Raw genomic sequence first — 23663 nt, 5'->3', positions numbered from 1 at the left:
GTTCATCCTTGAGTAATTCATTGAGAAAATCAAGGAGCAGATTCTTATTGGGTTCTTCCCCAAAAAGTTTTTTAAAACCGTAGTCCGTAAAAGGGTTGAGATATTTAACGGGAAGGTTCGCCATGGTAGAAATGATAATGAGGGATGGTTGGGGGAAAACATGACACAGTATCCTATTTATTCGTAGCAGCTTGGCAAATTGTCCAAGCCAACGGAGTAGAACCGTAGGGTGCGTCAGATTGATCAACCTATAACACTAACCAATAGCTTAACAACTGACGCACCATGCCAGCCTACTGATTCACCCCAATTCCCGCCGCAATTGCGCCAACTCCGCCGCCGTTAAGCCCGTCGTTTTTAAAATCACCCCCTCACTCATCCCTTCCCGCAACAATGCCAAAGCAACAGTTCTCACCCCCTCCTCACGACCAATCCCAATCCCCTCCTCACGACCAATCCCAATCCCCTCCTCACGACCGATTTCAATCCCTTCAACCTTCCCCTCATCCCGTGCAGTATCCATGGAATTTTTCAGATCACGATAATATTTAAGACTATCCTCGTAGGAGCGCATTTGCTCCCGGCTAAACTTGGCAATTTCCGCCGTTTCAAACAGTTGTTGAAAAACTTGTTCTTGCAAAGATGGGGGAATTGCTTGAATTTCAGTTAAATTTCGCAATACATATAACCACTTATCAAAACGAGTTTCAAGTTGTTCAATGGTTTTGGTGAACTTGGGCATTTCCAAATAAATAAAAGTGAGCTTATCATAGAAAACCTTACAGGTATCAATATCCGTCAGCTTGACATCATAGCGATATTTTTCTGGCTCTGCTTGATCCTCATCAAAAACAAAATCAAGAATAGCAATCAAGTAAACGGCACTGAGTTGATAATCCCAATCATTTTTAGGGGCTTGGTCACGGATGGGAAACGTAGAATAGTAAACAGTGCGGTCTTTAAAAAAACGTTGCTTACTTTTTTGCAGTTCAACAATAAACCGCTCCCCCGCTTCATTTTCACAATAGAGATCAAAAATAGCTCTACGATCTAGATCAGAACTGCCTAATTGTTCATTTTTAATATAGTGAAGAGAAACGATAGGGCCTTGTTCATCCTTGAGTAATTCATTGAGAAAATCAAGGAGCAGATTCTTATTGGGTTCTTCCCCAAAAAGTTTTTTAAAACCGTAGTCCGTAAAAGGGTTGAGATATTTAACGGGAAGGTTCGCCATGGTTGGATTTGAAGGGGGCTTTGATGGGTTTGCTCAAGGAGCGATATCTGATGCTAACCTATAAGACAATCCACTACCTTTGCTCTTATGTCTGCTTTCCATCGCCCTCAACAGATGTCCCTTGGGCCTCTTGAAACGGAAATTCTCGAACTGCTCTGGGATTTTGAAACTGCAACGGTGAAAGATATTCACGATCGCATCCTCAATGACCCCCAACGGGAATTGGCCTATACTTCCGTGACGACGGTACTACAACGCTTGGCCCACAAGGGTTGGGTGCAGCGGCAAAAGGTGGGGCGATCGTTCCAATGGCGGGCTTGTTTGAATCGTACTCAGGCCCAAGCGTTGCGGGCTGAAGAGCATTTACAGCAGTTTCTCGGCGTGAGCAATCCCGATGTGGTGGCGGCCTTTGCCGATCGCCTCGATCAGGCCAGTGTGACCCAATTGGATGAACTAGCCCAACGGCTCAAGGCCGCCCGCGCCCAACGGGGGGAGGGTTAGAGGATGCACCTGTTGATGGTGGGGGGGGCGATCGCCATTGCTCTGCTCCTACGCTATTACACGATCCCTCGCACGTTATCCTGGCCGCAGCGATGGGTGGCCACGGTGGGGGCGTTGACATTGCCGCCGTTGCTATTACTAACGACTGCCTTGGCCATTGTGCTGATGGGGCCCGCTGGCCGGATGGCAGGGATGACCGTCGGGTTTGGGGGCTATGGTATGAGTGTGGCGATTTTAATGGGGGCGGGATTGGTATTTTTAACCCTGCTTTGGGGGGGATGGCGATCGCAGCAGCAAGTGCAAACCTATCCAGCGATCCAGATTCAAAACCACCCCGCTCGCTTACTGGATACCCCTTTATGTTTTGCGGGACAGGTGGGGCTATGGCGGCCCCAATTGGTGGTAAGCCAAGGGTTACTGGAGACACTCAACGGGGAGCAGTTAGCCGCAGTTCTCGCCCATGAGCAGGCCCATGCCTACTATGGTGATACCTTGTGGTTTTTAGTATGGGGTTGGCTCCGGCGTTTAACCCCTTGGCTCCCCCGTACCGCCCAATTATGGCAAGAATTATTGCTCCTGCGGGAGTTACGGGCTGACCATTGGGCAGCAACTCAGGTGGATCCCCTGGTTTTGGCGGAATCATTGCTGTTGGTGGTGCGCTCTCCTCTGCCCCCCTGGGAAAAGGCGATCGCCTTTCATGATCAACCCCATCGCCTCGAAGACCGGATCAATGCCCTCTTAGCCACAGAGCAGGGGGATGGGCAACGGGTGAAACAGGAGCGCGATCGCTGGCTCTTATGGGGCGGCCTACTGATCCTCTTACCCTTACTCCTGATGCCCCTGCACCAATAACCCTGATGTGGGGGCGAAAAATTTTTGTGCCTCCGGCAGGCTTACGCCAACGCCCCTACGCCAATTGGGCTGATCTGGAGCAAACCCAACCGTCACGCATTGCCGGGATTATTTCGCATTCAGCGTTAAAACCGTCACTTCCGGCGGGCAATTGAGGCGGCCAGGGAAATAGCTGCCTAAACCGCGATTGACATAGAGTTGATTCCTGCCGAGCCAGTGATGGCCCTGTACCCATTCCCAATGGCGAATCGTGAAATCGAGGTTCATCACCAGCTTTTTCGCCACTGGTAAAGGGACGCGGCGCTTCCAACGGACGAAATTTTCTAACAGTGGCTCCCCAGAGGGGAGGACAATCTGGCCGCCGTGGGTGTGGCCGGCTAACTGGAGATCCACACGGCAAGATTGGAGTTGGGCCGCAGAATCGGGATTATGGGAGAGGACGAGGCGGGGCAGGCCGGGGGGGAGAGCAGCGAAAACCGGCTGAGGTTTAAATTCCCGTGACCACAAATCTGCTAATCCCACCACCGCTAAACCGGGCCCGAGGGGATAGGCGATCGCATTCCACAGCACCATGATTTCGGCAGACTGCAAGGCATCGATCACCGCTTGGCGTTGCGCTAAACCCTGGTTATCATGGTTGCCCAAACTGGCCACCACGCCACAGCGGCTTTTTAAATCCTTGAGGTGATTCGCTAAGGGAATCATCGGGGCGGGATCATCGCTGATATAGTCCCCCGTGAGGGCAATCAGGTCGGGATTTTCGGCATTAACAAGGGCGATCGCCTCCTGTAACATCCCATCTCCCAAAGATTGGCCATCGTAATGGAGATCAGAGAGGTGCACAATTTTACAGCCCTCCAAATCAGGGGGGAGATCGGTAATGGCGATCGCCACCCGCTCCACCCGTACCGGCTCCAGCAAAAAAGGGGGCAAAATCATTACAAGGGCCCATTAACACGATTATTCAAGCCGTACACTTCCCGCCGGCCTGCTAAAGCCACCAACTCCACGGTTTTTTCATCCCCTGGCTCAAACCGCACCGCCGTCCCCGCCGGAATATTCAACCGCATCCCCCGCGCCGCTTCACGATCAAAGGCTAGGGCGTTGTTCACTTCATAGAAATGGAAGTGAGAACCCACCTGAATGGGGCGATCGCCCCCATTGGCCACCGTTAAACTCAGAGTGGGTCGCCCCTCATTTAATTCAATTTCCCCTGGTTCTGGAAAAAGTTCACCGGGAATCATCGCGCTACTCCTACTCAAAATGCTATCCCCAGTGTAGTCGGGGCGAAAGGTTTAAGGTTTGCGCCCCCATCGGGGAAATTTTCGCTCCGGCTCTACTCTTTCAACATCAAATAATACAACTGGCCACGATAGCCCATCACCCCAGCCCGTAAACCGGCCACTTCCCCCGTTCCCATATAGACATCCACCCGGCCCGGCGTGCGGATCGCACTACCGCGATCTTGATCTAAAACAAAACGGCTCACCGTCGGGGCTGCTATGCCGCCATTTCCATCGGGGAAGGGAATTTGAGTGCGGATCAGAGCCAATGCACCAGCGGGCATCAAATCACGATCGGTTGCAATGGAGCGATCGGCAGTGACGGGAACGCCTAGGCTGCCGGTAGCGGGTGCGCCTTGGGTATCCCGGAAAAAGATAAACCGATCATTTTGGGGGAGGTAGCGGGTGAGGAGATCCGGCTGTTGGTTGAAAATATTGATCATTTTGGGCAATGTGAAGCCATCGCGGGGATGGAGACCATCGCGGATCATTAATTGGCCAATGCTCACATAGGGAAAATCCGTACTACCGTGATAACCAACGGTCATGATCGAGCCATCGGGGAACTTAAGCTGTGCTGAACCTTGGATATGGACGAGATAGGCTTCGAGGCGATCGCGCAGCCACACCAATTCATTCCCGGCTAATCGGCTATCCGTCCCCATACCATCCACCCCTTCTAATGCAATACGGGTGGGGTGGGGCATCGCCCATTGTTCGAGGTCGGCGGGCCGGCGGTAGAGGGGATAGCGATATTCAGCGGTACGGACGCGACTGGCTTGGTAAATTGGCTCATAGTAGCCAGTGAAATAAACTGTGCCTTGGTTATCTAGCCCGACGGAGCGGTAAAAGGTAAATTCTCGTTTGACGGCGGCTTGTAATTCTTGGGGGCTGCGGGCGGTTTGGAGGAGTTCCCGGAATCGTAGGAGGGAGCGACGGGTGCGATCGCGGGTAATCCAGCGGATTGGATAATTGCGGTAGGCTTCCGCTGCTGAGGGGGTGTTGAGATAGCGGAGGCTGTGGTCAATGGATTGAATTAAGGCGGCTTTGTCCCCGGCTCCACCGTAGTAGCTGCGCCACAGTTGTTCATCAAATCCCAGGTCTGTGGCTTGGCGTTGGGGGTTCACCCAGGTTAAAGGAGCTTGGGCTTGGGCAACGGCATGGGGAGCAGCGATCGCAAGACTTAAACCCAGGGCGAACCCAGCAATTAATTTTTTCATAGAGAATTTTTGCAATGTCAGTGTGAGGATGACGGGTACATTCAGGCATCGACAGGAGAAAACGGGGTTTCCCCTTGGAGATAACTGGACTGTTGCCGATTTTGACGATGGGAGGTGCGATCGCGATAGCAAACCTGTGCCACTCTATCAACTGCCCGCCCAAAATTTCACAAATCTTAACCTAATTGGCGGGAATGGGGAATGGGAATCGTCTCCCCAAAAAAGGGGAAGGGGCGAAAATTGCAACCTTTCGCCCCTACGGGTTGAGGGTTATGGGTTATTGCCTATTGGCAGAATTGCGGGTCAACAATGTGCGATCGCACTGTCACCCGTTGACGAGTCGGATCTTTGGGGGTGCGTTGATTGATCACGGGATGGGTGACGATCGCCTTACACACCCGTTCATGGGAGCCTAAGTTAGGGTAGGCCCAAGTATAAACAATGGTATCGGTGCTGGTGGCTTGGGCGGGGCCATGACTCAAAATCACTCCCCCGATAGCCGCCACCACCAGCAACCCGAAAATGAAAATGCGACGGATCATACTCATGGCACGCTTGTATAAATTCATACCTAGTACAACAGGATCATGGGGTCGAATTTCGGAAAATCACAAATTCAGTATGATTGCGATCGCCCAACCGCCCATAGCGAAACTGATCCACACTGCGCATCGCTAAATAAACCCCCAACCCCCCTAGGGGTCGCTGCTCAAGGGGCTGTTGGCAGAGTTCCGGTGTGATTTCCCCTTGCCATTGGTGGGGGTTGTAGGCCTGCCCATAATCTTCGAGGTGAATGATCAGCGATTTTGGGGTACAGGTGTCCCACACTAAAATTTCCCCACTTAATCCCGCCTCTTGATAACCATGGGTAATGATATTCGTGGCGATTTCATCCACCGCTAACCGGAGGTTATAGGCTTGGGCTGGCTCCAACTCTGCCGCCGCCGCTGCCGTTTTCACATATTGGGCGATCGCCCCTAACGACCCCAACACCCCCGCCACCCGCAACGCTTCACCCATCATGCCCCTCCTTCCCGACGAACCGCAAACATCGTCACATCATCAAACTGTTGCACATCTCCGACATGACGACGTACCGAGATCATAATCTCTTCCAGCAGCCTAGCGGCGGAGTCAATTTGAGGCGGGAGGCTCGCCAACAGTTGGGCTTTGGTAAAAAAACCGTCATCGGCGGCCCGGGCCTCCGTCACCCCATCGGTATAGCCCAACAGCACCTCCCCCACGGCTAAAACCGTGCGCCGCATCCGAAAGGGAATTTTCGGCACAATCCCCAAGGCCGGCCCCGATGCCCGCAACTCCTCCCGGACTTCACCCTGGGGCGTTAGCACCATCAGGGGTTCATGGCCCCCATTGACATAGGTTAATTCCCCAGTATTGGGGTTTAACACCCCAAAAAAGAGCGTGGCAAACATCCCTAAATCCCCATGGTTGAGGGCGATGTAGTCATTGGTGAGGCGGATGGCCCGCAGGGCGAGGGTATGCTCCGGGTCTAGGCCCATGACGGGATAATTTTGGTTGCGTCGTTCCGTATCGGAGGCGATCGCCCCCGTCACATATTGCTCAATCAATAACTCATGCTCCTCCAAAGACTGGACGCTTAACCCCGCCAACACCGTTTGCCCGGAAAAAATCCGCATCAAACTGCGAAACAGCCCCATAAACAACGCCGCCCCCACCCCCTTATCACAAACATCGGCAATCACCAAACCAATATGACCCTGGGGCAGGGCAAACACATCATAAAAATCCCCTGCCACCTGATAGGCCGGTTGAAAATGGGTAGCAATTTCCCAGCCCGGCCATTGGGGAATCACTTCGGGCAAAAAATTGATCTGAATTTGGCGGCCCTTTTCCAATTCCGCATCAAGGCTTTGGGAATAGCGTTGGAGGCGGCCATAGATTTGGACATTTTCCAAAACGAGGCTCATTTGATTAGCCGTCGCCTGCATCACATCCAAAGCCGCCGGGCTGAAATGCTCCGGCTGGCTATGGAGCAGCGTCAGCACCCCGTACAAAATATTTTTTTTGAGGATGGGAATCCCCAAAACGGAGCGGGCTGTATATTGATTGTCCGGCCATTTGAGCCAGCGTTCATCCTGCTCCGTATCGGGAATTAAGACACTTTGGCGGTGGGTGTAGATCCAACCGGCGAGGCCGCGATCGAGGGTTTGGCGAAAAAGTTTTTGGGGCTGACGGTTAATGTCTTGGGTAAAGATCGCGTCTTCAATCTGTCCCGATTGATCGACGAGGAGGAGACTGCCCCGCTCTGCGCCGGTTATGGTGGTTGAGAGGTTGAGGGCTTCGGAGAGGAAGGGCTTGAGAATTTCCTGTTGTACTAGCGGGGAACCTTGACCCGGATTAGACCAGCGGGCAATTTCCACAAACCCGGCTAAAAGTTGGCTTTGGGCTTCAAGGGCTGTTTGCGCAATGGTTAACTCTGTAACCTGTTGTTGCAGCTTGATAATTTCTTCAAGGAGGATCTGCTCCCATAAACCTTTGGCCACAAGCCTTTGCCCCCTGAGCGCGATCGGTAACGCTATGGCCTAACTCTAGCGGAAACTCAGGCGATCGCCCATAGGCCTCAATCCGCACTCCCATTTAATGATTTTCCCGTTTAAACACCGTCAGCCCCAACTCCAAGCTGTCGCAGGTGGTAAAAAAGTTGAGAAATCCCGTTACAGCCATCGTGCGGCGAATATCCTGCCCCAAACCCACCAGCACCAACTGTCCTTGTTTGGCGGTGGTCTGACGGTAGAGAGAGAGCAACATCCGCAGGCCGGCGCTGGACATATAGGGGACGTTGGTGAGGTTGAGCAGAATTTTGCTCTGGGGCAAAGCGAGGGGGAGAATTTCCTGCTGTACCTTGGGGGCAGTGTTGGCATCCACGTCCCCAGCCAGGGCAATCACTTGAATATCGCCGACGGTTTGGATTTCGATGTTCATCTTGGGGAGCGTTGTTCAGGGGAGGGGGTGTACAGCAGGGTTGTGATCCAGGTATAACGTTTTTCCTGGTCATCAGCAGGGGAATCCGGATTTAGCCCAGCGAGAGATTATTCCACAGTGGGAGCCATTGTTGCTGGCGGCTCTGGTGTCGGTTCTTCGGTTGCTGCTTCGGGTTCGGGTTCCGGTTCAGCCATGGCTTCCGGAACGGGGGCTTCCGGTTCTGCCGTTAGCGTATCGGGGGTTTCCGGTTCCACCACCATAGGGGGCGCGTTGCTCTTGCGCCACCGTTGGAAGGCTTCTCCCCAATTGCGTTTAGGCTGGGGAGTTTCTGGGGCCACAATCGGATCTATGGTTTCGGTTTGCTCTGGCTGCGGTTGATCTTCTGCGACTGGGATTTCAGGAGCGATCGCCTCTGGTTCAACAACTTCAGGAACTTCAGGGATTTCAGGAGCGATCGCCTCTGGTTCGATTACTTCAGGGGCTTCAGGGATTTCAGGAGCGATCGCCTCTGGTTCGATTACTTCAGGGGCTTCAGGGATTTCAGGAGCGATCGCCTCTGGTTCAACAACTTCAGGAACTTCAGGAATTTCAGGAGCGATCGCCTCTGGTTCAACAACTTCAGGAACTTCAGGAATTTCAGGAGCGATCGCCTCTGGTTCAACAACTTCAGGAACTTCAGGAATTTCAGGAGCGATCGCCTCCGGTTCTACCAAGACATCAGGGGTAAAGCCAGGATCCACCAAAGCACGAGCTTGATCCGCACTCAATTCTCCCCGAATCAGAGCCGCAAGGGGATCGGGATTGCCCGGTTGGTAGTTCACCACTTGAACCACATTGTTAAAGACGTTATCCACCGGCTCCCCATTGCCATTGAGAAATTCTAATTTCACAGCATTTAACCCCGGTTTGAACCCCTTAAGATAGAGCGGTTGCCAGCGATCCAGTAGAAAAGTTTGCTGGTTGACCGTCACGCGAATCCGCCAATCACTCAGGGGTTCAGGGGTTCCGAGATTTTTTAAGGGCGCATTGGTGAGGTAGAAATCGAGCAAAATCGGCTCCGCGCCGTAGGTTCCTTGGGGGCTGTTGTAGGTGAGTAGGGGCAGATGGGGATCGGGGTTGTTTTGGCGGTTGGCAGTGAGGATACTAAATTCGGTTTGAGCAAAGGCCCCGTCATTTTTAAAGCTTTCTCCCCAGGGGGTGACGGCAAAGACCCGGAGAGTATGGGTTCCGGGGGTGAGGTCGGTGAAGGTGAGCGGTTTTTCCACACCATATATAGGAATAGCGGGCTGATTATCGAGGATCACATTCACATGGGGGCCGATTTCTAAATCCGGGGCAGTGAATAACGGTAAGTCCTCCACCTTGATGCTGACCTCCACCGTGGCATCCTTTAGCACCGTGTCGGGTTTGGGGTTGAGGATCGTGATTTGGGGTTGATATAGCTCTAGGGCAGGCTGAAGTTGGCGGATGAGCGGCGGGGGAGCCGTTTCCGTTAGGTTGCCACTGTTGACCTGGGCCGGTGGTGGCGTGGGGGAGCGATCGCCCCCACATCCGGCCAAGGTGACGCTAAGTAACAAGGTGAGTGCGATCGCCACAACGGGCCAAAGTCGAAATTTCATAAGCTTTCCCCCTAGAACAGCAGCGACCTCAGTGGAGCGATCGCCTTTCCTTATAAGGACTATAGCGGAATCTGACCCCTCCCTCAGGGGAAGCCCCATTCCGGGGGAAGGGGGCGATCGCCCTGTTAAGCAGTACAAGTTTTTATGAACGAAATGTTTCATTTTGTAAAAAAATTTCGCAACATTCTTGACGAGAGTCCCGAAAGAATGACCGTTCAAAGCCAGTCCCGCTAAGGATTGGGGCTAATTTTAAATATTGTTAACCTGTCCGGCAGCAAGAGAACGCAAGACTTATCATCTACTACAAGCGTTCTGTCAAAGGAAGCGATTGGACTTGCGATATCTGTGATCTTCCCTAGGGAAGGTCTGATATTTTAAGAAAAGCGAAATTCTGCGGCAACCCCTTGGTTTACCTCAGTTTCGTTGTTTAAATTCTCGAACGGGAATACGCTCATTTTCGTTGTCTAGGGAGGAGAATCCTCATGACAATCAGTCCTCCAGAAAGAGAGACTAAAGTCAGAGTAACGGTAGATAATGACCCCGTACCCACTTCGTTCGAGAAGTGGGGGCAACCCGGTCATTTCAGTCGCGCATTAGCCAAAGGCCCCAAAACCACCACTTGGATTTGGAACCTACACGCTGATGCCCATGATTTCGATAGTCAGACCAGCGACCTAGAAGATATTTCTCGGAAAATCTTCAGTGCGCATTTCGGCCATCTAGCGGTGGTGTTTGTTTGGTTAAGCGGTATGTACTTCCATGGTGCTCGCTTCTCCAACTACATTGCTTGGCTCGGCGATCCCATTAACATCAAACCCAGTGCGCAAGTCGTTTGGCCCATCGTGGGTCAAGACATCCTCAACGGTGACGTTGGGGGCGGCTTCCATGGAATCCAGATCACCTCTGGATTCTTCCATATGTGGCGTGCTGCGGGCTTTACCACGGAATACCAGCTTTACTGCACCGCCATCGGTGGCTTAGTAATGGCAGCCCTCTGCCTCTTTGCAGGCTGGTTCCACTACCACAAAGCCGCTCCTAAACTGGAGTGGTTCCAAAACACCGAATCCATGATGAACCATCACCTCTCGGTGTTGTTGGGTTGCGGTTCCCTCGGCTGGACGGGTCACTTGATCCATGTGTCCTTGCCGGTGAACAAACTCCTGGATGCCGGTGTGGCGGCGAAAGACATCCCCCTGCCCCATGAATACATCATGGATACGGCACAGATGTCTGAGTGGTTCCCCAGTTTTGCCCAAGGGCTAACCCCCTTCTTTACCCTCAACTGGGGTGCGTATTCCGATTTCTTAACCTTTAAGGGCGGCTTAAACCCCGTGACGGGCAGCCTCTGGCTCACCGATGTGGCACATCACCACTTGGCGATCGCCGTGCTGTTCATCATCGCCGGTCATATGTACCGGACGAACTGGGGCATCGGTCACAGCATGAAGGAAATCCTTGAAGCCCATAAAGGCCCCTTCACCGGGGAAGGCCACAAAGGTCTTTACGAAATCCTCACCACCTCTTGGCATGCCCAATTGGCGATTAACCTCGCGTTGCTCGGCTCCCTGACGATTATCGTCGCCCAGCATATGTACGCGATGCCCCCCTACCCCTACCAAGCGATCGATTACGGGACCCAAATCTCCCTGTTCACCCACCACATGTGGATCGGCGCTTTTCTCATCGTTGGGGCTGGGGCCCACGGCGCAATCTTCATGGTGCGGGATTATGACCCCGCCAAAAATGTCGATAACCTCCTTGATCGTGTTCTGCGCCATCGTGACGCGATCATCTCACACCTGAACTGGGTGTGTATTTTCCTCGGCTTCCATAGCTTTGGACTCTATATCCACAACGACACCATGCGTGCGTTGGGTCGTCCCCAAGACATGTTCTCGGACACCGCGATTCAACTGCAACCCATCTTTGCTCAGTGGATTCAAAATCTCCATACCCTTGCGCCCGGTGGCACTGCCCCCAACGCGCTTGAGCCGGTGAGTTATGCCTTTGGCGGCGGTATCGTTGCCGTCGGTGGCAAAATCGCGATGATGCCGATTACCTTAGGGACGGCAGACTTCATGATTCACCACATCCATGCTTTCACGATTCACGTGACGGTGTTGATCCTCCTGAAAGGGGTGCTGTACGCCCGTAGCTCTCGTCTGGTTCCAGACAAAGCTGAATTGGGTTTCCGCTTCCCCTGTGACGGCCCCGGTCGTGGTGGTACCTGCCAGGTTTCTGGTTGGGATCACGTCTTCCTCGGTCTGTTCTGGATGTATAACTCGATCTCGGTGGTCATCTTCCACTTCAGTTGGAAAATGCAATCCGATGTCTGGGGAACCGTTTCCGGTGACAATGTTTCGCACATCACCGCTGGGAACTTTGCTCAAAGTGCCATCACGATCAACGGCTGGCTACGGGACTTCCTGTGGGCCCAAGCCGCCAACGTGATTAACTCCTACGGTTCGGCACTGTCGGCCTACGGCATCATGTTCCTCGCCGGTCACTTCGTGTTCGCCTTCAGCCTCATGTTCCTGTTCAGTGGTCGCGGCTACTGGCAAGAATTGATCGAGTCGATTGTTTGGGCGCATAATAAGCTGAAACTTGGCCCTGCCATTCAGCCCCGTGCTCTGAGCATCGTTCAAGGTCGCGCTGTGGGGGTCGCCCATTACCTCTTAGGAGGGATTGTGACCACCTGGTCGTTCTTCTTGGCGCGGATGCTATCCGTCGGTTGAACGTTTTGTTAAAAACGATAAAATCAGGGGTGAAATTCCTCTGGTTGAGTTGTTCCCCGACCTCCACCGGACGAGGTTCGGTGGGGGGCATCAAATACATGAGCTGTTTGTTTCAGCGCCATTGTTCACGCTAGGAGTATTTCCTAAAAAGGTTTATGGCAACTAAATTCCCAAAATTTAGCCAGGATCTCGCCCAAGACCCGACAACACGTCGGATTTGGTACGGGATTGCCACGGCCCACGATTTTGAAACCCACGATGGCATGACCGAAGAAAATCTTTACCAAAAGATTTTTGCTTCGCACTTCGGCCACTTAGCCATCATCTTTCTGTGGACCTCCGGCACGATTTTCCATGTCGCTTGGCAAGGCAACTTTGAACAGTGGATTAAAGATCCTCTAAATGTACGTCCCATCGCCCATGCGATTTGGGATCCTCAGTTCGGTAGTGGCGCGATCGATGCGTTCACCCAAGCTGGGGCCAGTAACCCTGTTAATATCTGCTACTCCGGGGTCTACCACTGGTTCTACACCATTGGGATGACCACCAACCAAGACCTCTACCAAGGTTCGATCTTCCTGCTCATCCTCTCTGCCCTAATGCTGTTTGCGGGCTGGTTGCACTTGCAACCCAAGTTCCGCCCCAGCTTGCAGTGGTTTAAGTTGGCAGAACACCGCCTCAACCACCACTTAGCGGGTTTGTTTGGGGTAAGTTCCTTGGCTTGGACGGGTCACTTGGTTCACGTTGCCATCCCTGAATCTCGTGGGGTGCATGTGGGTTGGGATAACTTCCTGTCGGTGAAACCTCACCCGGCGGGTTTGGCTCCCTTCTTTACCGGGAACTGGGGCGCTTATGCGGCTAACCCCGATACCGCTAGCCATGTTTTTGGTACTGCTGATGGTGCTGGGACTGCGATCCTCACCTTCTTGGGTGGTTTCCATCCCCAAACCGAATCCCTGTGGTTAACGGATATTGCTCACCACCACTTGGCGATCGCCGTGATCTTCATCGTTGCTGGCCATATGTACCGGACAAACTTCGGTATTGGTCACAGCATGAAAGAAATCATGGAAGCCCACAATCCCCCCAAAGGCACTCCCTTTGGCGGCATGATTGGGGAAGGTCACAAAGGGATCTACGACACCTACAACGAGTCTCTCCATTTCCAATTGGGTTGGCACTTGGCTTGTTTAGGGGTGATCACCTCCTTGGTGGCACAACATATGTATTCCCTGCCTTCCTACGCTTTCATTGCGAAGGACTTCACCACCCAAGCAGCCCTCTACACCCATCACCAGTACATTGCTGGGTTCCTGATGGTGGGGGCATTTGCCCACGGTGCGATCTTCTTTGTGCGGGATTACGATCCTGAAGCCAACAAAAACAACGTGTTGGCGCGGATGCTCGAACACAAAGAAGCGATCATCTCCCACTTAAGCTGGGTTTCCCTGTTCCTCGGTTTCCATACCTTGGGCCTCTATGTCCACAACGATGTGGTGGTTGCCTTCGGTACGCCTGAGAAACAAATCTTGATCGAGCCGGTGTTTGCCCAGTGGATTCAAGCTTCCCACGGTAAACTCCTCTATGGCTTCGATGTTCTGCTGTCGAACCCCGACAGTATTGCTTCCACCGCTTGGCCCAACTCCGGTAACGTTTGGTTGGCTGGCTGGCTGGATGCCATCAACAGTGGCACGAACTCCTTGTTCTTGACCATTGGGCCTGGGGACTTCTTGGTTCACCATGCGATCGCCTTAGGGCTGCACACCACCGCATTGATCTTGATCAAAGGTGCGTTGGATGCCCGTGGCTCCAAGCTGATGCCCGATAAGAAAGACTTCGGCTACAGCTTCCCCTGCGACGGCCCCGGCCGTGGCGGTACCTGCGACATCTCCGCTTGGGATTCCTTCTACTTGGCGATGTTCTGGATGCTCAACACCCTCGGTTGGGTGACGTTCTACTGGCACTGGAAACACCTGGGTATTTGGCAGGGCAACGTTGCTCAGTTCAACGAAAACTCTACCTACCTGATGGGCTGGTTCCGCGATTACCTCTGGGCGAACTCCGCACAGTTAATCAACGGCTACAACCCCTTCGGTGTGAATAACCTGTCGGTCTGGGCTTGGATGTTCCTCTTCGGACACCTGGTTTGGGCAACGGGCTTCATGTTCCTGATCTCTTGGCGCGGTTACTGGCAAGAACTGATCGAAACGATCGTTTGGGCCCATGAGCGCACGCCTTTGGCGAACCTGGTTCGCTGGAAAGATAAGCCGGTGGCTCTCTCCATCGTGCAAGCCCGTGTGGTCGGTTTGGCTCACTTCTCTGTGGGTTACGTCCTCACCTATGCGGCGTTTGTAATTGCTTCAACGGCTGGTAAGTTTGGCTGATTAGGCTTAACGCACTAAGCTGAATCCCCTGCCTTTGGGCGGGGGATTTTTTTGTGGGGCTTTAAAATATTGCGGTTTTGGAGATTTTTGGCCTGTAGAGCTTTGTAGGAGCGGCAGAAACCCATGGGAATACGCCATCATGGAAAAAACTCCTCTCAAGGCCTTAATTTGATGCCGATGAATCCCCCAAACTCCACCAAACCCTCGGTTTTTAAATCGACGATGCAATATACGCTGTCTTTACCCCAACGGGGTTTGACGGCTTGGTTGAGTCGTCTACGGGTGGGGCGGAAGATTGCAGCGGGTTATATTATTGTGCTGACGGTGGCGATCGCCGGCTCTACCCTAGGCTTTATCTGGGGTGAAATTCATCAACAGCAGGCTTGGCAAGCCCAAGACCACGCCCACACAGAAATCGAACTCTACCGGCAGTTGCAAACGGTAGTCCTCCAAACCCGTACCCACCAACAGCAATTAATCGCCCTGGCGGATGATTTTCCTGCTTTTGCGACGGAATATGAGCAGATTTTGGACTATCAAGCGACCCTAACCGCAACTTGGATAGAGCTTGAAGCCTTTGATGTGCAATCCGTCAAACGTCATGTTAACCATGAAGTCCATGTCCACCATTTACCTCATTTTCTCAATACTTACCAAGGGGTTCCCCCAGCATATTTTGAACAACTTGCAACGTTGGTAGCGGGTTTTGGCCCCACTCCTTCGCCGGAAGAAGTGGCGATGATGCGTGTAGCGTTAATGGAATTTACCAATAGTCCCCTCACGCTGCATTTTGATGCAATTTCTGATCAATTGGTGGAGTTGGTCAACCATGCCCGTGTCGAAAAGGCAGCGATTGAAGCTCGTTTAGAAGATTTACATCAACTGCGCCTCTATTGGCTGGTGGGGAGTGTTGGCCTTTCAATTTTGATTGCGGTGATTTGGACGATTTTTGCCAGCCAGGCGATCGCCCAACCCTTGGAGGAAGTGACTAAAGTTGCCAAAGCGGTAACGGAGGATGGCGATTTTGAGCGTCAGGCGGTGGTGAAAACGGCGGATGAGGTAGGGACGGTGGCGATCGCCCTCAATCAACTAATCGACTATGTGAAACATCTGTTAGCAGAACAAAAAGCGGCCACGGCCCAGCAACTTCTGGCCAGTGAAAAAATGTCCAGTTTGGGGCGGATGGTGGCGGGGGTCGCCCATGAAATTAATAACCCGGTTAACTTTATCCATGGCAACCTAGTCCATGCCCACAACTATATTGACGATCTATTTCAGCTTTTGGAAGCCTATGAACGGGTGTTAGCCCATATTCCAGCGGATTTACAAGCAGAATTAGAAGAAACAGCAGAGGAATTAGATCAGGAGTTTTTGAAAACCGATTTACCGAAATTGCTGCAATCGATGCAGGTGGGGGCTGATCGCACCCGTCAAATTGTCCTGAGTTTACGGAATTTTTCCCGTCTCGATGATGTTAACCCCCACAATGTTGATATCCATGCCTGTTTGGATAGTACGTTGCTGATTTTGAATAATCGGATTAAAAAGGGGGTGGATGTGGTGAAAAATTATGGCAATATTCCTGGAGTAGAGGGTTATTCCGGCTCCCTTTATCAGGTGTTTATGAATATTTTAAGTAATGCCTTAGATGCCCTCGAAGGCCAGACGGAACGCCGCCCCCAAATTACGCTAACCACGGAACGGCGAGGGGGGGAGCAGGTGGCGATCGCCATCCAGGACAATGGCCATGGGATTACGCCGGAAAATTTGGAGAATATTTTTAAAACATTTTTCACCACCAAACCGGAGGGGGTAGGAACGGGTTTAGGGTTGGCGATTAGCTATCAAATTGTTGTGGAAAAACACCAAGGTTCCTTAACCTGTACATCGAAGGTGGGCAAACAAACCACATTTACAGTGTTATTGCCCATTCATTTATCCCATTTGGTCAACGCTTCACCAGAAGCCCCCGCAGTAGCCGCAACACCTCTGGGAGCTTTAGTGAGCCATTGACGTTTGCTTAGGGGTTGGATTCCCAGGCGATCGCCTCCTCCATAGCTTCCTCAAAGGTGAAGGAGGCTACTTCAGGAATAATGCTATCCCCTAACCCCGTTTCATCCAACGCCAACAACCGCCCTCTGGCGTAACCATCGGCAAACAACTCGGCTAACTGCCCCTTGAGACTGGGGTTATCCCGTAAAAGGCTCTGAATTTCTTGGCGAGCACCCCGGATCGTCAACACCCAAGACCGACTGCGCCGGGCGGGTTGGTAATGCCATTTAAGCAAATGGCAGCACAGCCGGGCCATTTGGCTTGTCAAGGCCCGTTTTTCTGAACGTCCCAAATCCGCCAACTCCTCTAACAAATTTTCTCGATCCAATTCCTCTAGCCGCCCCTCTTGCAACAGCAGGATCTGCTGCTGAATCCAGCCGTAGAAATCTTGGTTGTGAAGAATCGGCTCCGCCATGGTTTAGGCTTGCAAAAACGTGATCAAGGCTTGGAGTTTATCCCAGGCGGCCCCGCTGGCGAGGATTTCCCTTGCTTTGGTAATGCCAGCGGCGTGATCCAACATGGGGACAACGCCAGCTACTTGGAGGGCGATCGCCCCATTCAACGCCACCACATCCATTTGCGCCGCCGTGCCTTTGCCCTGAAGGACAGCGGTTAAAATGGCGGTATTTTCCGCCAATTCCCCCCCTTGGAGGGCAGCAAGGGGGGCAGGGGTGAGGCCAAACTCCTGGGGATGTAATACCGCTGTTTGCAGCGTTTCGCCATCCACCACCGCCAAATCCGTCGCATCCCCTAACCCTGCCTCATCCAACCGTTCCCGGCCATGGAGGACGATCGCCTTGCCTAAACCCAACTGTTGCAACGCCGCCGCCATCGGCTCAATAAACGCCGGATCATAAACGCCAATCACCTGGCCCGTCGGCCGCAGGGGATTCACCAACGGCCCCAAAAGATTAAACACGGTGCGCACCTTCAACGCCTGACGGAAGGGAACCACCGCCTTCATCGCGGGATGCCAACCGGGGGCAAACAGAAACGTAATCCCCACAGCGATTAATGCGCCCTGTACTTTTTCCGTGGGGGCCGCTAAATTCACGCCCAACGCCTCCAACACATCCGCCGAACCCACCTTACTCGAAGCGGAGCGGTTGCCATGTTTCGCCACCGCTACCCCAGCGGCGGCACAAACAAAGGCAACAGCGGTAGAAATATTAAATGTGTGGGAACCGTCTCCCCCCGTGCCGCAGGTATCAATAACGGGGGTGCTGTGGGTAATGGCCTCCTGTTGGCGAGATTGCCCCTGAAGAACGCGGGCCATCCCGGCTAATTCCGCAGCAGAAACCCCCTTAGCTTGAATTGCTGCGAGGATCGCCCCGGAGAGGACGGCGGGAATATCTTCATTGAGCCAGCCGGTCATCAGTTGGGCGGCTTGGTCAGGGGTGAGGGATTGGCGATCGAGGAGTTGTTGGAGGAGGGTGGGCCAAAGGTCGGCGGTTTGCACGATGGTCTTGGAGGAATTGGGCTGTTTTTAAGGGTAGCAAGGAATGCTGATTTTTTCGCGGGCGATCCGTGGGCTAAAGCGGAGGGCAGGCTACGGCAATCGCCCCTGCGCCTGCCTTCACAAAACTTAAAACTGATGGTAGGCAGAGCATCGGATTTCCGTGTAGGCTTGAATCTAGATAAATCCCGACTGTTAATGGAGACAAATTTTATGGCAAAGCGCGGTGATGTCGTCAAAGTTTTACGCAAAGAATCCTACTGGTATCAAGATGTGGGCACTGTTGCCTCCGTTGATAAAAGTGGGATTATCTACCCGGTGATCGTTCGCTTCAACAAAGTGAACTACTCCGGTGTGGCCACGAACAACTTTGCGGAACATGAATTACAAGTGGTGAAAGCCGCTCCTGAAAAGGCAGCGAAAGCCTAAGCGATCGCCTACCTGTGCCAGAACTTCCAGAAGTGGAAACGGTACGCCGGGGTTTGCAGCAGCAAACCACTGGCCACATTTTTGAGGGGGGGGAAGTGTTGCATCAGCGCAGCCTTGCCTACCCCCTTTCTGCTGCGAATTTTGCCCCCACGCTTCAGGGCGATCGCATTGCAGCGTGGCAACGGCGAGGGAAATATTTAATCGCTCAATTGTCCTCCGGCGGTTGGTTAGGGGTGCATCTGCGGATGACGGGGCAATTGTTTTGGGTGAAGGCGACGGAACCGTTAGAAAAGCACACGCGGATTCGGATGTTCTTTGAGCAGGGGCGAGAATTGCGGTTTGTGGATAGTCGCACCTTTGGCCAGATCTGGCTCGTTCCCCCTGGTGTGCCTCTAGAGCAAATTATCACGGGCCTCACCCGCCTCGGCCCGGAACCCTTCGCGCCGGAATTTACCCCCGATTATCTACAAGCTCGTTTGCACAAAACCCAACGGACAATCAAGGCAGCACTGTTGGATCAAAACATTGTGGCGGGGTTGGGTAATATCTATGCTGATGAGGTGTGCTTTGCTAGTGGGGTGCGGCCGGAGGCGATCGCCTCCCACCTCACCCCTGTTCAAATCACGAAAATTCACAGCCAAATTCTGGCGGTTCTAGAGGAAGCGATCGCCCATGGGGGGACAACCTTCAGCGATTTTCTCAATTTATTGGGGGTTCCGGGCAACTATGGCGATCGCGCTCAGGTCTATGGCCGTCGGGGCCAGCCCTGCCGGGTCTGCGGTACGGCCATCGAACGGGTTAAAATTACGGGCCGCTCCAGTCATTTCTGCCCTCAATGTCAGATTTAGGGAATCCCACGAAAAAACAACTGCGCCGCCGCCTGTTGAATCAACGGCTTGCCCTTGGGGTTGAAGATTGGCGAGGGAAGAGCGATCGCCTCTGTGGCCATTTAGGCCAATTCCTTCAAGCACAACAAGCTAAAACGGTTTGCGCCTACCAAAGTTTTCGCCAAGAACCAGACTTAACCCCCTTATTCCAAATCCTAGGGATCACTTGGGGTTTACCCCGTTGTGTAGGTTCTGATCTGCAATGGCATCGTTGGCAAGGGGGGAATAGCCTTCAACCGGGCCAGTATGGCATTCTCGAACCCGATCCCCAATGGCCCCAACTTTTCCCTGCTGAAGTGGATTTAATCCTTTTGCCCTGTGTGGGGGGCGATCGCACCTGCTACCGTTTAGGCTATGGGGGCGGTTATTATGACCGGATGTTGAGCCAACCCGCTTGGCAAAACATTCCCACTTGGGGCATCCTCTTTGATTTCGCCCTCCTCGATCAGATTCCCCATGATCCCTGGGATCAACCCCTCACCGGCTTCCACACCGAAACCGGCCCCCAACCCAAAAGCCCCCAACCCAAAAGCCCCCCTTTTTAAGGGGGGTTGGGGGGATCTTCCCCTCCTCTGCCATGCAAAACTCAACCCTGAAAACCGTTAGCACCTATTTCCTACTGTTGGCGATCGCCATCTTAATGCTCTTCCCCCTCCTCTGGCTGATCAGCACTTCCTTAAAATCTCCTGGCGAGCAAATTTTCAGCTTTCCCCCCCAACTGATCCCCAAATCCCCCACCTTCGCCAACTTCCGCACCGTCTGGGATACCTACCCCTTTGGCCGATACCTCACCAATAGCGTCATCGTTGCCACACTCACCGTCGGGCTAAACTTGCTGTTTTGCTCCCTCGCCGCCTATCCCCTCGCCCGCCTCTCCTTCAAAGGCCGGGATCTGATTTTCGCCACCGTCGTTTCCACAATCATGATCCCCTTTCAGATTGTGATGATTCCCCTCTATGTGTTGACGGTGCAGTTGGGGCTACGGAATACCTATTTAGGGATTATCTTTCCGGCGATCGCCTCCGCCTTTGGCATTTTCCTGTTGCGTCAAGCCTTCCAAGGGGTTCCCAAGGAATTGGAAGAAGCCGCCCGCATTGATGGCTGTACGGAATTGGGCCTGTGGTGGCACGTCATGATCCCGGCAGTGCGGCCGGCGTTGGTGACGTTGGCGATTTTTGTGTTTATCGGGGCCTGGAGTGATTTTCTGTGGCCCTTAATCGTTGTGGATCGTCCCGAATACTACACATTGCCCCTCGGTGTAGCCAATCTAGCCAGCGCCTTTTCCCTCGATTGGCGGTTGATCGCCGCCGGTTCGGTGATTTCCATTGCGCCGATCCTCCTACTCTTCCTCTTCGTTCAGCGGTATATTATCCCCACATCCGCCGCCAGCGGCGTGAAGGGATAGGCAATGGCTATAGAAGCACACCAAATTACCTATCGATCAGGGGTGAGGATCAAGGCTACAATCAAGGCAACATTCAGGAAGGACGGGTTTCATGCTCACAGATTTTCAACAACGCAAACTGATGAAGTTGTTCAGTATGTACGATGCGGATTGTGACGGTCTAATTGTGGGGGAAGATTTTGATAACGTGGCCAAGCAACTGGCGACGATCGCCAATTGGAGTGCGCGATCACCTAAGGGGTTAACCCTGTTTAATCAGTTCTCCCAAGAGTGGCAATGTCTGCAAAAAGCCTCCGATACCGACGGCGATCGCAAAATTTCCCTCGATGAATGGTTTGTGTATTACGAGGGCGTGCTGGGGGATGAAAAGCAGTATCAGGAGCGGGTGCGATCGCTGACGGCTTTAGTCTTTGATGTTTTTGATCAAGATGGCAATCAAAAAATGAGCCAAGATGAATGGGCAAACCTGTTGCGGGTTTACCATGTTTCCCCCATTTATGTACCGGCAATTTTTAGCCGCCTGGATGGGGATGGCGATGGCTTCTTAAACCGAGAAGATATCACCCAAGCGATGGATGATTTTTTCTATAGCAACGATCCTGAATCCCCCGGCAATCAAATGTTCGGCCCCTATTAGCAAGCGTTTATGACCACTGTTCAAACCCTGCACCAAACCCTCCATAAACTAGACGGGGCTAGTTATGGGGCCTATAAAAGCATTAAGGGCCGCTATGATTTTGGGGATTTTACTCTCTGGATTGATCATGTTCAGGGCGACCCCTTTGCGGCTCCCAGTCGGGTACGGGTGGAAGTTCCGGCGGCGATCGCCCAATGGCCGGCGGCCCTGTGGTCGAATCCGGTGCGGCGGTTGGCCCTGGAAGATTACCTGTTACGGGCTTTTGGTGAGAGGGCGCGGGATCTCAGTGGCCATCGGGGCAGTGGGAAAAGTGGCTTGATGCAAATTTTACAGGTGGGGCAAGAGGCGATCGCCCAAACCGCGATTAATATCGATCAGGGCAACCTTGAATCCCGGTTTACCGTCGGGCTACCGGCCCAAGGGCGGCGGATTTTAGGGCGGATGGCGGCGGCGTTGCTCTGTGAGGATGTACCGGAGTTGGTGGAGCGATCCCTCTTGGCCCCAGCGTTTAAACTGAGTCATGTTAGCCGCCATATTGAAACCATCGAGGATCATCTGGCGTTGCAGGAGCAATTGGGCGATCGCGGCTTGGTGGCTTTTGTGGCCAATGGGGCGATCCTCCCTCGCCGTAGCGGTGTTGACCCGCGCCCCTTAGCAGAAGCGATTCCCTTTCAATCTCCCCCAGAATTAGCAGTGACGTTGACGGCCCCCAATAGCGGCCCCATCGAAGGTATGGGCATCCCCCAAGGGATCACGCTCATCGTCGGCGGTGGCTACCATGGCAAATCGACGCTATTACAGGCGATGGAATTGGGCATTTATCCCCACATTCCGGGGGATGGGCGGGAAGCCGTTGTCACCGATGGGCGGGCGGTGAAGATTCGCGCCGAAGATGGCCGTTCCGTTGTTGGGGTGGACATTTCCCCCTTTATTAATCATTTACCCCAAGGGCAATCTACCACCGCTTTTTCTACTACGAACGCCAGCGGCAGTACGTCCCAAGCCGCAAATTTAATTGAGGCTTTGGAAGCGGGGGCCAAGGTGTTGCTGGTGGATGAGGATACGGCGGCAACGAATTTTATGATTCGCGATCGCCGGATGCAAAAATTAATCGCCAAAGATAAAGAACCAATCACTCCCCTAATCGATAAAATTCGCCAACTGTGGGAGGAGCATGGGGTTTCAACGCTGTTGGTAATGGGGGGGAGTGGGGATTATTTTGAAGTGGCGGATCGGGTGATTGCATTGGATCAGTTTCGGCCGGTGGATGTAACGATTCAGGCGAAGGAAATTGCGGCCGCTTATCCCAATGAGCGCACCCCCGAAGGTAGCCCCCATTTTGGCCCCATCACCCCCCGCATTCCCCTCCCGGTTAGCATTGATCCCAAACGGGGAAAACGGGATGTGAATATTAAAGTTCAAGGCGTAGATGGAATTACCTTAGGAACAGCAGATATTGATTTAGGGGCGGTGGCGCAGGTGGTGAATTCGGGACAATTGCGGGCGATCGCTGCTGCTCTGGTTTATGGTCAAAACCGTTTAGGCTCCCAAACGTTACCCGCTTTGTTAGATGAACTGATGGCGGTAATAGCTGATCAGGGGCTTGATGCCTTTGCCCCCTATCCTTCTGGGGATTATGTGGGGTTCCGCCGATTTGAGTTGGCAGCGGTTTTGAATCGGTTGCGATCGCTGCAAGTGAAGGGGAGTAAATCGTAATGACGTTGTGGGCAAGGTTTCTTGATCAGGGTTATCATACAATTATCTCACTTTGAGGAGTCTGTATGGATATTGCGACTACGCTGAATGAAATTACAGCTTTAAGTGTTGAGGATCGCATCGTTCTGGTGCAAGCAATTTGGGATAGTATTGCTGCCGAACAGGGTACATCTCAGTTAGGAGATGAGTATAATTACTCAGACCAAGTATATGATTGTAATCCAATTAAGCCGTCAGTGCCCCATTCAGGTACGCACACCTATGCTTTAACACCTTTGGCACATTCTCC

The 23663-nt window shown here is 52.9% G+C and carries 23 protein-coding genes and 1 pseudogene; 12 read left to right on the top strand and 12 right to left on the bottom strand.

All coding sequences use genetic code 11. The features are described from left to right. Positions 1 to 124, bottom strand: a 124-nt coding sequence (locus VB712_RS07420) for a PD-(D/E)XK nuclease family transposase (protein WP_323253686.1), incomplete at its 3' end; no start/stop codon positions are given. A gap of 177 nt (positions 125 to 301) precedes the next feature. Continuing rightward, positions 302 to 1234 carry an Rpn family recombination-promoting nuclease/putative transposase gene (locus tag VB712_RS07415; protein WP_323253684.1) on the bottom strand — a complete coding sequence of 311 codons (933 nt, stop codon included), beginning with the start codon at positions 1232 to 1234 and terminating at the stop codon, positions 302 to 304. Positions 1235 to 1321: 87 nt separating this feature from the next. Between VB712_RS07415 and VB712_RS07410 the strand changes: the two genes are divergently transcribed. Next, positions 1322 to 1735: a BlaI/MecI/CopY family transcriptional regulator gene (locus tag VB712_RS07410; RefSeq protein ID WP_323253682.1), complete on the top strand. Its 414-nt coding sequence runs from the start codon at positions 1322 to 1324 to the stop codon at positions 1733 to 1735. Positions 1736 to 1738: 3 nt separating this feature from the next. Next, the gene (locus tag VB712_RS07405; RefSeq protein ID WP_323253680.1) at positions 1739 to 2587 is read left to right on the top strand and encodes a M56 family metallopeptidase; all 849 of its coding nucleotides are present in this window, start codon (positions 1739 to 1741) and stop codon (positions 2585 to 2587) included. 108 nt (positions 2588 to 2695) lie between these two features. Here VB712_RS07405 and VB712_RS07400 read toward each other — a convergent pair whose 3' ends face one another. The 8 genes from VB712_RS07400 to VB712_RS07365 all read right to left on the bottom strand — a co-directional run bounded on the left by VB712_RS07400 (position 2696) and on the right by VB712_RS07365 (position 9673). Next, positions 2696 to 3526, bottom strand: coding sequence for a metallophosphoesterase (locus tag VB712_RS07400; protein WP_323253678.1), 831 nt, complete (start codon positions 3524 to 3526; stop codon positions 2696 to 2698). Next, positions 3526 to 3831: an urease subunit beta gene (locus VB712_RS07395; protein ID WP_323253676.1), complete on the bottom strand. Its 306-nt coding sequence runs from the start codon at positions 3829 to 3831 to the stop codon at positions 3526 to 3528. The genes VB712_RS07400 and VB712_RS07395 overlap by 1 nt, the downstream gene beginning before the upstream one ends. A 92-nt stretch (positions 3832 to 3923) precedes the next feature. Continuing rightward, positions 3924 to 5090 carry a murein transglycosylase A gene (locus VB712_RS07390; RefSeq protein WP_323253674.1) on the bottom strand — a complete coding sequence of 389 codons (1167 nt, stop codon included), beginning with the start codon at positions 5088 to 5090 and terminating at the stop codon, positions 3924 to 3926. A gap of 284 nt (positions 5091 to 5374) precedes the next feature. Further along, positions 5375 to 5638: a hypothetical protein gene (locus tag VB712_RS07385; protein WP_323253672.1), complete on the bottom strand. Its 264-nt coding sequence runs from the start codon at positions 5636 to 5638 to the stop codon at positions 5375 to 5377. 37 nt (positions 5639 to 5675) lie between these two features. Next, positions 5676 to 6110: an ATP-binding protein gene (locus VB712_RS07380; protein ID WP_323253670.1), complete on the bottom strand. Its 435-nt coding sequence runs from the start codon at positions 6108 to 6110 to the stop codon at positions 5676 to 5678. Further along, positions 6110 to 7615: a GAF domain-containing SpoIIE family protein phosphatase gene (locus tag VB712_RS07375; RefSeq protein WP_323253668.1), complete on the bottom strand. Its 1506-nt coding sequence runs from the start codon at positions 7613 to 7615 to the stop codon at positions 6110 to 6112. Before VB712_RS07375 ends, VB712_RS07380 begins: the two co-directional genes overlap by 1 nt. Positions 7616 to 7709: 94 nt before the next feature. Beyond that, complete coding sequence (locus VB712_RS07370) at positions 7710 to 8054, bottom strand: anti-sigma factor antagonist (RefSeq protein ID WP_323253666.1); 345 nt, start codon at positions 8052 to 8054, stop codon at positions 7710 to 7712. Between the two features lie 107 nt (positions 8055 to 8161). Then, a complete protein-coding gene (locus VB712_RS07365; RefSeq protein WP_323253663.1) occupies positions 8162 to 9673 on the bottom strand; it encodes a hypothetical protein in 1512 nt (503 codons plus the stop codon). A 482-nt stretch (positions 9674 to 10155) separates the two neighbouring features. Here VB712_RS07365 and psaA point away from each other — a divergent pair, with 482 nt between their 5' ends. From psaA to VB712_RS07350, 3 genes are all read left to right on the top strand, one after another. Beyond that, a complete protein-coding gene (gene psaA / locus VB712_RS07360; RefSeq protein ID WP_323253661.1) occupies positions 10156 to 12408 on the top strand; it encodes a photosystem I core protein PsaA in 2253 nt (750 codons plus the stop codon). Positions 12409 to 12563: 155 nt separating this feature from the next. Beyond that, on the top strand, positions 12564 to 14792 hold the full coding sequence (psaB, locus tag VB712_RS07355; protein ID WP_323253659.1) for a photosystem I core protein PsaB: 2229 nt from the start codon (positions 12564 to 12566) through the stop codon (positions 14790 to 14792). 177 nt (positions 14793 to 14969) lie between these two features. Next, the gene (locus VB712_RS07350; RefSeq protein ID WP_323253657.1) at positions 14970 to 16805 is read left to right on the top strand and encodes a sensor histidine kinase; all 1836 of its coding nucleotides are present in this window, start codon (positions 14970 to 14972) and stop codon (positions 16803 to 16805) included. A 7-nt stretch (positions 16806 to 16812) separates the two neighbouring features. Here the strand turns inward: VB712_RS07350 and VB712_RS07345 are convergent, their stop codons facing one another. Together VB712_RS07345 and trpD are read right to left on the bottom strand one after the other, a co-directional pair. Next, positions 16813 to 17259 carry a DUF29 domain-containing protein gene (locus VB712_RS07345; protein WP_323253655.1) on the bottom strand — a complete coding sequence of 149 codons (447 nt, stop codon included), beginning with the start codon at positions 17257 to 17259 and terminating at the stop codon, positions 16813 to 16815. Between the two features lie 3 nt (positions 17260 to 17262). Further along, positions 17263 to 18306 (bottom strand): anthranilate phosphoribosyltransferase, encoded by a 1044-nt coding sequence (trpD, locus tag VB712_RS07340; protein WP_416236284.1) that lies wholly within the window; start codon positions 18304 to 18306, stop codon positions 17263 to 17265. Between trpD and VB712_RS07335 the strand changes: the two genes are divergently transcribed. From VB712_RS07335 to VB712_RS20425, 7 genes and pseudogenes are all read left to right on the top strand, one after another. Next, positions 18298 to 18729, top strand: a complete 432-nt coding sequence (locus tag VB712_RS07335; RefSeq protein ID WP_323253651.1) for a photosystem I reaction center subunit IV — start codon at positions 18298 to 18300, stop codon at positions 18727 to 18729. The two genes, trpD and VB712_RS07335, sit on opposite strands and share 9 nt — an antisense overlap. Positions 18730 to 18743: 14 nt before the next feature. Next, positions 18744 to 19577: a DNA-formamidopyrimidine glycosylase gene (locus tag VB712_RS07330; protein WP_323253649.1), complete on the top strand. Its 834-nt coding sequence runs from the start codon at positions 18744 to 18746 to the stop codon at positions 19575 to 19577. After that, complete coding sequence (locus VB712_RS07325; protein WP_323253647.1) at positions 19565 to 20161, top strand: 5-formyltetrahydrofolate cyclo-ligase; 597 nt, start codon at positions 19565 to 19567, stop codon at positions 20159 to 20161. The genes VB712_RS07330 and VB712_RS07325 overlap by 13 nt, the downstream gene beginning before the upstream one ends. A 32-nt stretch (positions 20162 to 20193) precedes the next feature. Continuing rightward, positions 20194 to 21021: a carbohydrate ABC transporter permease gene (locus VB712_RS07320; RefSeq protein ID WP_323253645.1), complete on the top strand. Its 828-nt coding sequence runs from the start codon at positions 20194 to 20196 to the stop codon at positions 21019 to 21021. 91 nt (positions 21022 to 21112) lie between these two features. Beyond that, positions 21113 to 21658 (top strand): hypothetical protein, encoded by a 546-nt coding sequence (locus VB712_RS07315; RefSeq protein WP_323253643.1) that lies wholly within the window; start codon positions 21113 to 21115, stop codon positions 21656 to 21658. Positions 21659 to 21667: 9 nt separating this feature from the next. Next, a complete protein-coding gene (locus tag VB712_RS07310) occupies positions 21668 to 23374 on the top strand; it encodes an ABC-ATPase domain-containing protein (RefSeq protein ID WP_323253641.1) in 1707 nt (568 codons plus the stop codon). Between the two features lie 65 nt (positions 23375 to 23439). Further along, positions 23440 to 23545, top strand: a pseudogene (locus VB712_RS20425) (addiction module protein); the annotation flags it as partial. Positions 23546 to 23663: the final 118 nt, after the last annotated feature.

The organism is Spirulina sp. CCNP1310 (assembly GCF_034932185.1).
Lineage (GTDB): Bacteria > Cyanobacteriota > Cyanobacteriia > Cyanobacteriales > Spirulinaceae > Spirulina.
Note: the sequence above shows the minus strand (reverse complement) of the source record. Positions and strands in the feature narration are given on the sequence as shown.

Excerpts from the sequence above, each read along its gene's own strand:
- VB712_RS07415 (WP_323253684.1), bottom strand. The coding sequence starts at position 1,234 with ATGGCGAACCTTCCCGTTAAATATCTCAACCCTTTTACGGACTACGGT.
- VB712_RS07410 (WP_323253682.1), top strand. The coding sequence starts at position 1,322 with ATGTCTGCTTTCCATCGCCCTCAACAGATGTCCCTTGGGCCTCTTGAA.
- VB712_RS07405 (WP_323253680.1), top strand. The coding sequence starts at position 1,739 with ATGCACCTGTTGATGGTGGGGGGGGCGATCGCCATTGCTCTGCTCCTA.
- VB712_RS07400 (WP_323253678.1), bottom strand. The coding sequence starts at position 3,526 with ATGATTTTGCCCCCTTTTTTGCTGGAGCCGGTACGGGTGGAGCGGGTG.
- VB712_RS07395 (WP_323253676.1), bottom strand. The coding sequence starts at position 3,831 with ATGATTCCCGGTGAACTTTTTCCAGAACCAGGGGAAATTGAATTAAAT.
- VB712_RS07390 (WP_323253674.1), bottom strand. The coding sequence starts at position 5,090 with ATGAAAAAATTAATTGCTGGGTTCGCCCTGGGTTTAAGTCTTGCGATC.
- VB712_RS07385 (WP_323253672.1), bottom strand. The coding sequence starts at position 5,638 with ATGAGTATGATCCGTCGCATTTTCATTTTCGGGTTGCTGGTGGTGGCG.
- VB712_RS07380 (WP_323253670.1), bottom strand. The coding sequence starts at position 6,110 with ATGGGTGAAGCGTTGCGGGTGGCGGGGGTGTTGGGGTCGTTAGGGGCG.
- VB712_RS07370 (WP_323253666.1), bottom strand. The coding sequence starts at position 8,054 with ATGAACATCGAAATCCAAACCGTCGGCGATATTCAAGTGATTGCCCTG.
- VB712_RS07365 (WP_323253663.1), bottom strand. The coding sequence starts at position 9,673 with ATGAAATTTCGACTTTGGCCCGTTGTGGCGATCGCACTCACCTTGTTA.
- psaA (WP_323253661.1), top strand. The coding sequence starts at position 10,156 with ATGACAATCAGTCCTCCAGAAAGAGAGACTAAAGTCAGAGTAACGGTA.
- psaB (WP_323253659.1), top strand. The coding sequence starts at position 12,564 with ATGGCAACTAAATTCCCAAAATTTAGCCAGGATCTCGCCCAAGACCCG.
- VB712_RS07350 (WP_323253657.1), top strand. The coding sequence starts at position 14,970 with ATGAATCCCCCAAACTCCACCAAACCCTCGGTTTTTAAATCGACGATG.
- VB712_RS07345 (WP_323253655.1), bottom strand. The coding sequence starts at position 17,259 with ATGGCGGAGCCGATTCTTCACAACCAAGATTTCTACGGCTGGATTCAG.
- VB712_RS07325 (WP_323253647.1), top strand. The coding sequence starts at position 19,565 with ATGTCAGATTTAGGGAATCCCACGAAAAAACAACTGCGCCGCCGCCTG.
- VB712_RS07320 (WP_323253645.1), top strand. The coding sequence starts at position 20,194 with ATGCAAAACTCAACCCTGAAAACCGTTAGCACCTATTTCCTACTGTTG.
- VB712_RS07315 (WP_323253643.1), top strand. The coding sequence starts at position 21,113 with ATGCTCACAGATTTTCAACAACGCAAACTGATGAAGTTGTTCAGTATG.
- VB712_RS07310 (WP_323253641.1), top strand. The coding sequence starts at position 21,668 with ATGACCACTGTTCAAACCCTGCACCAAACCCTCCATAAACTAGACGGG.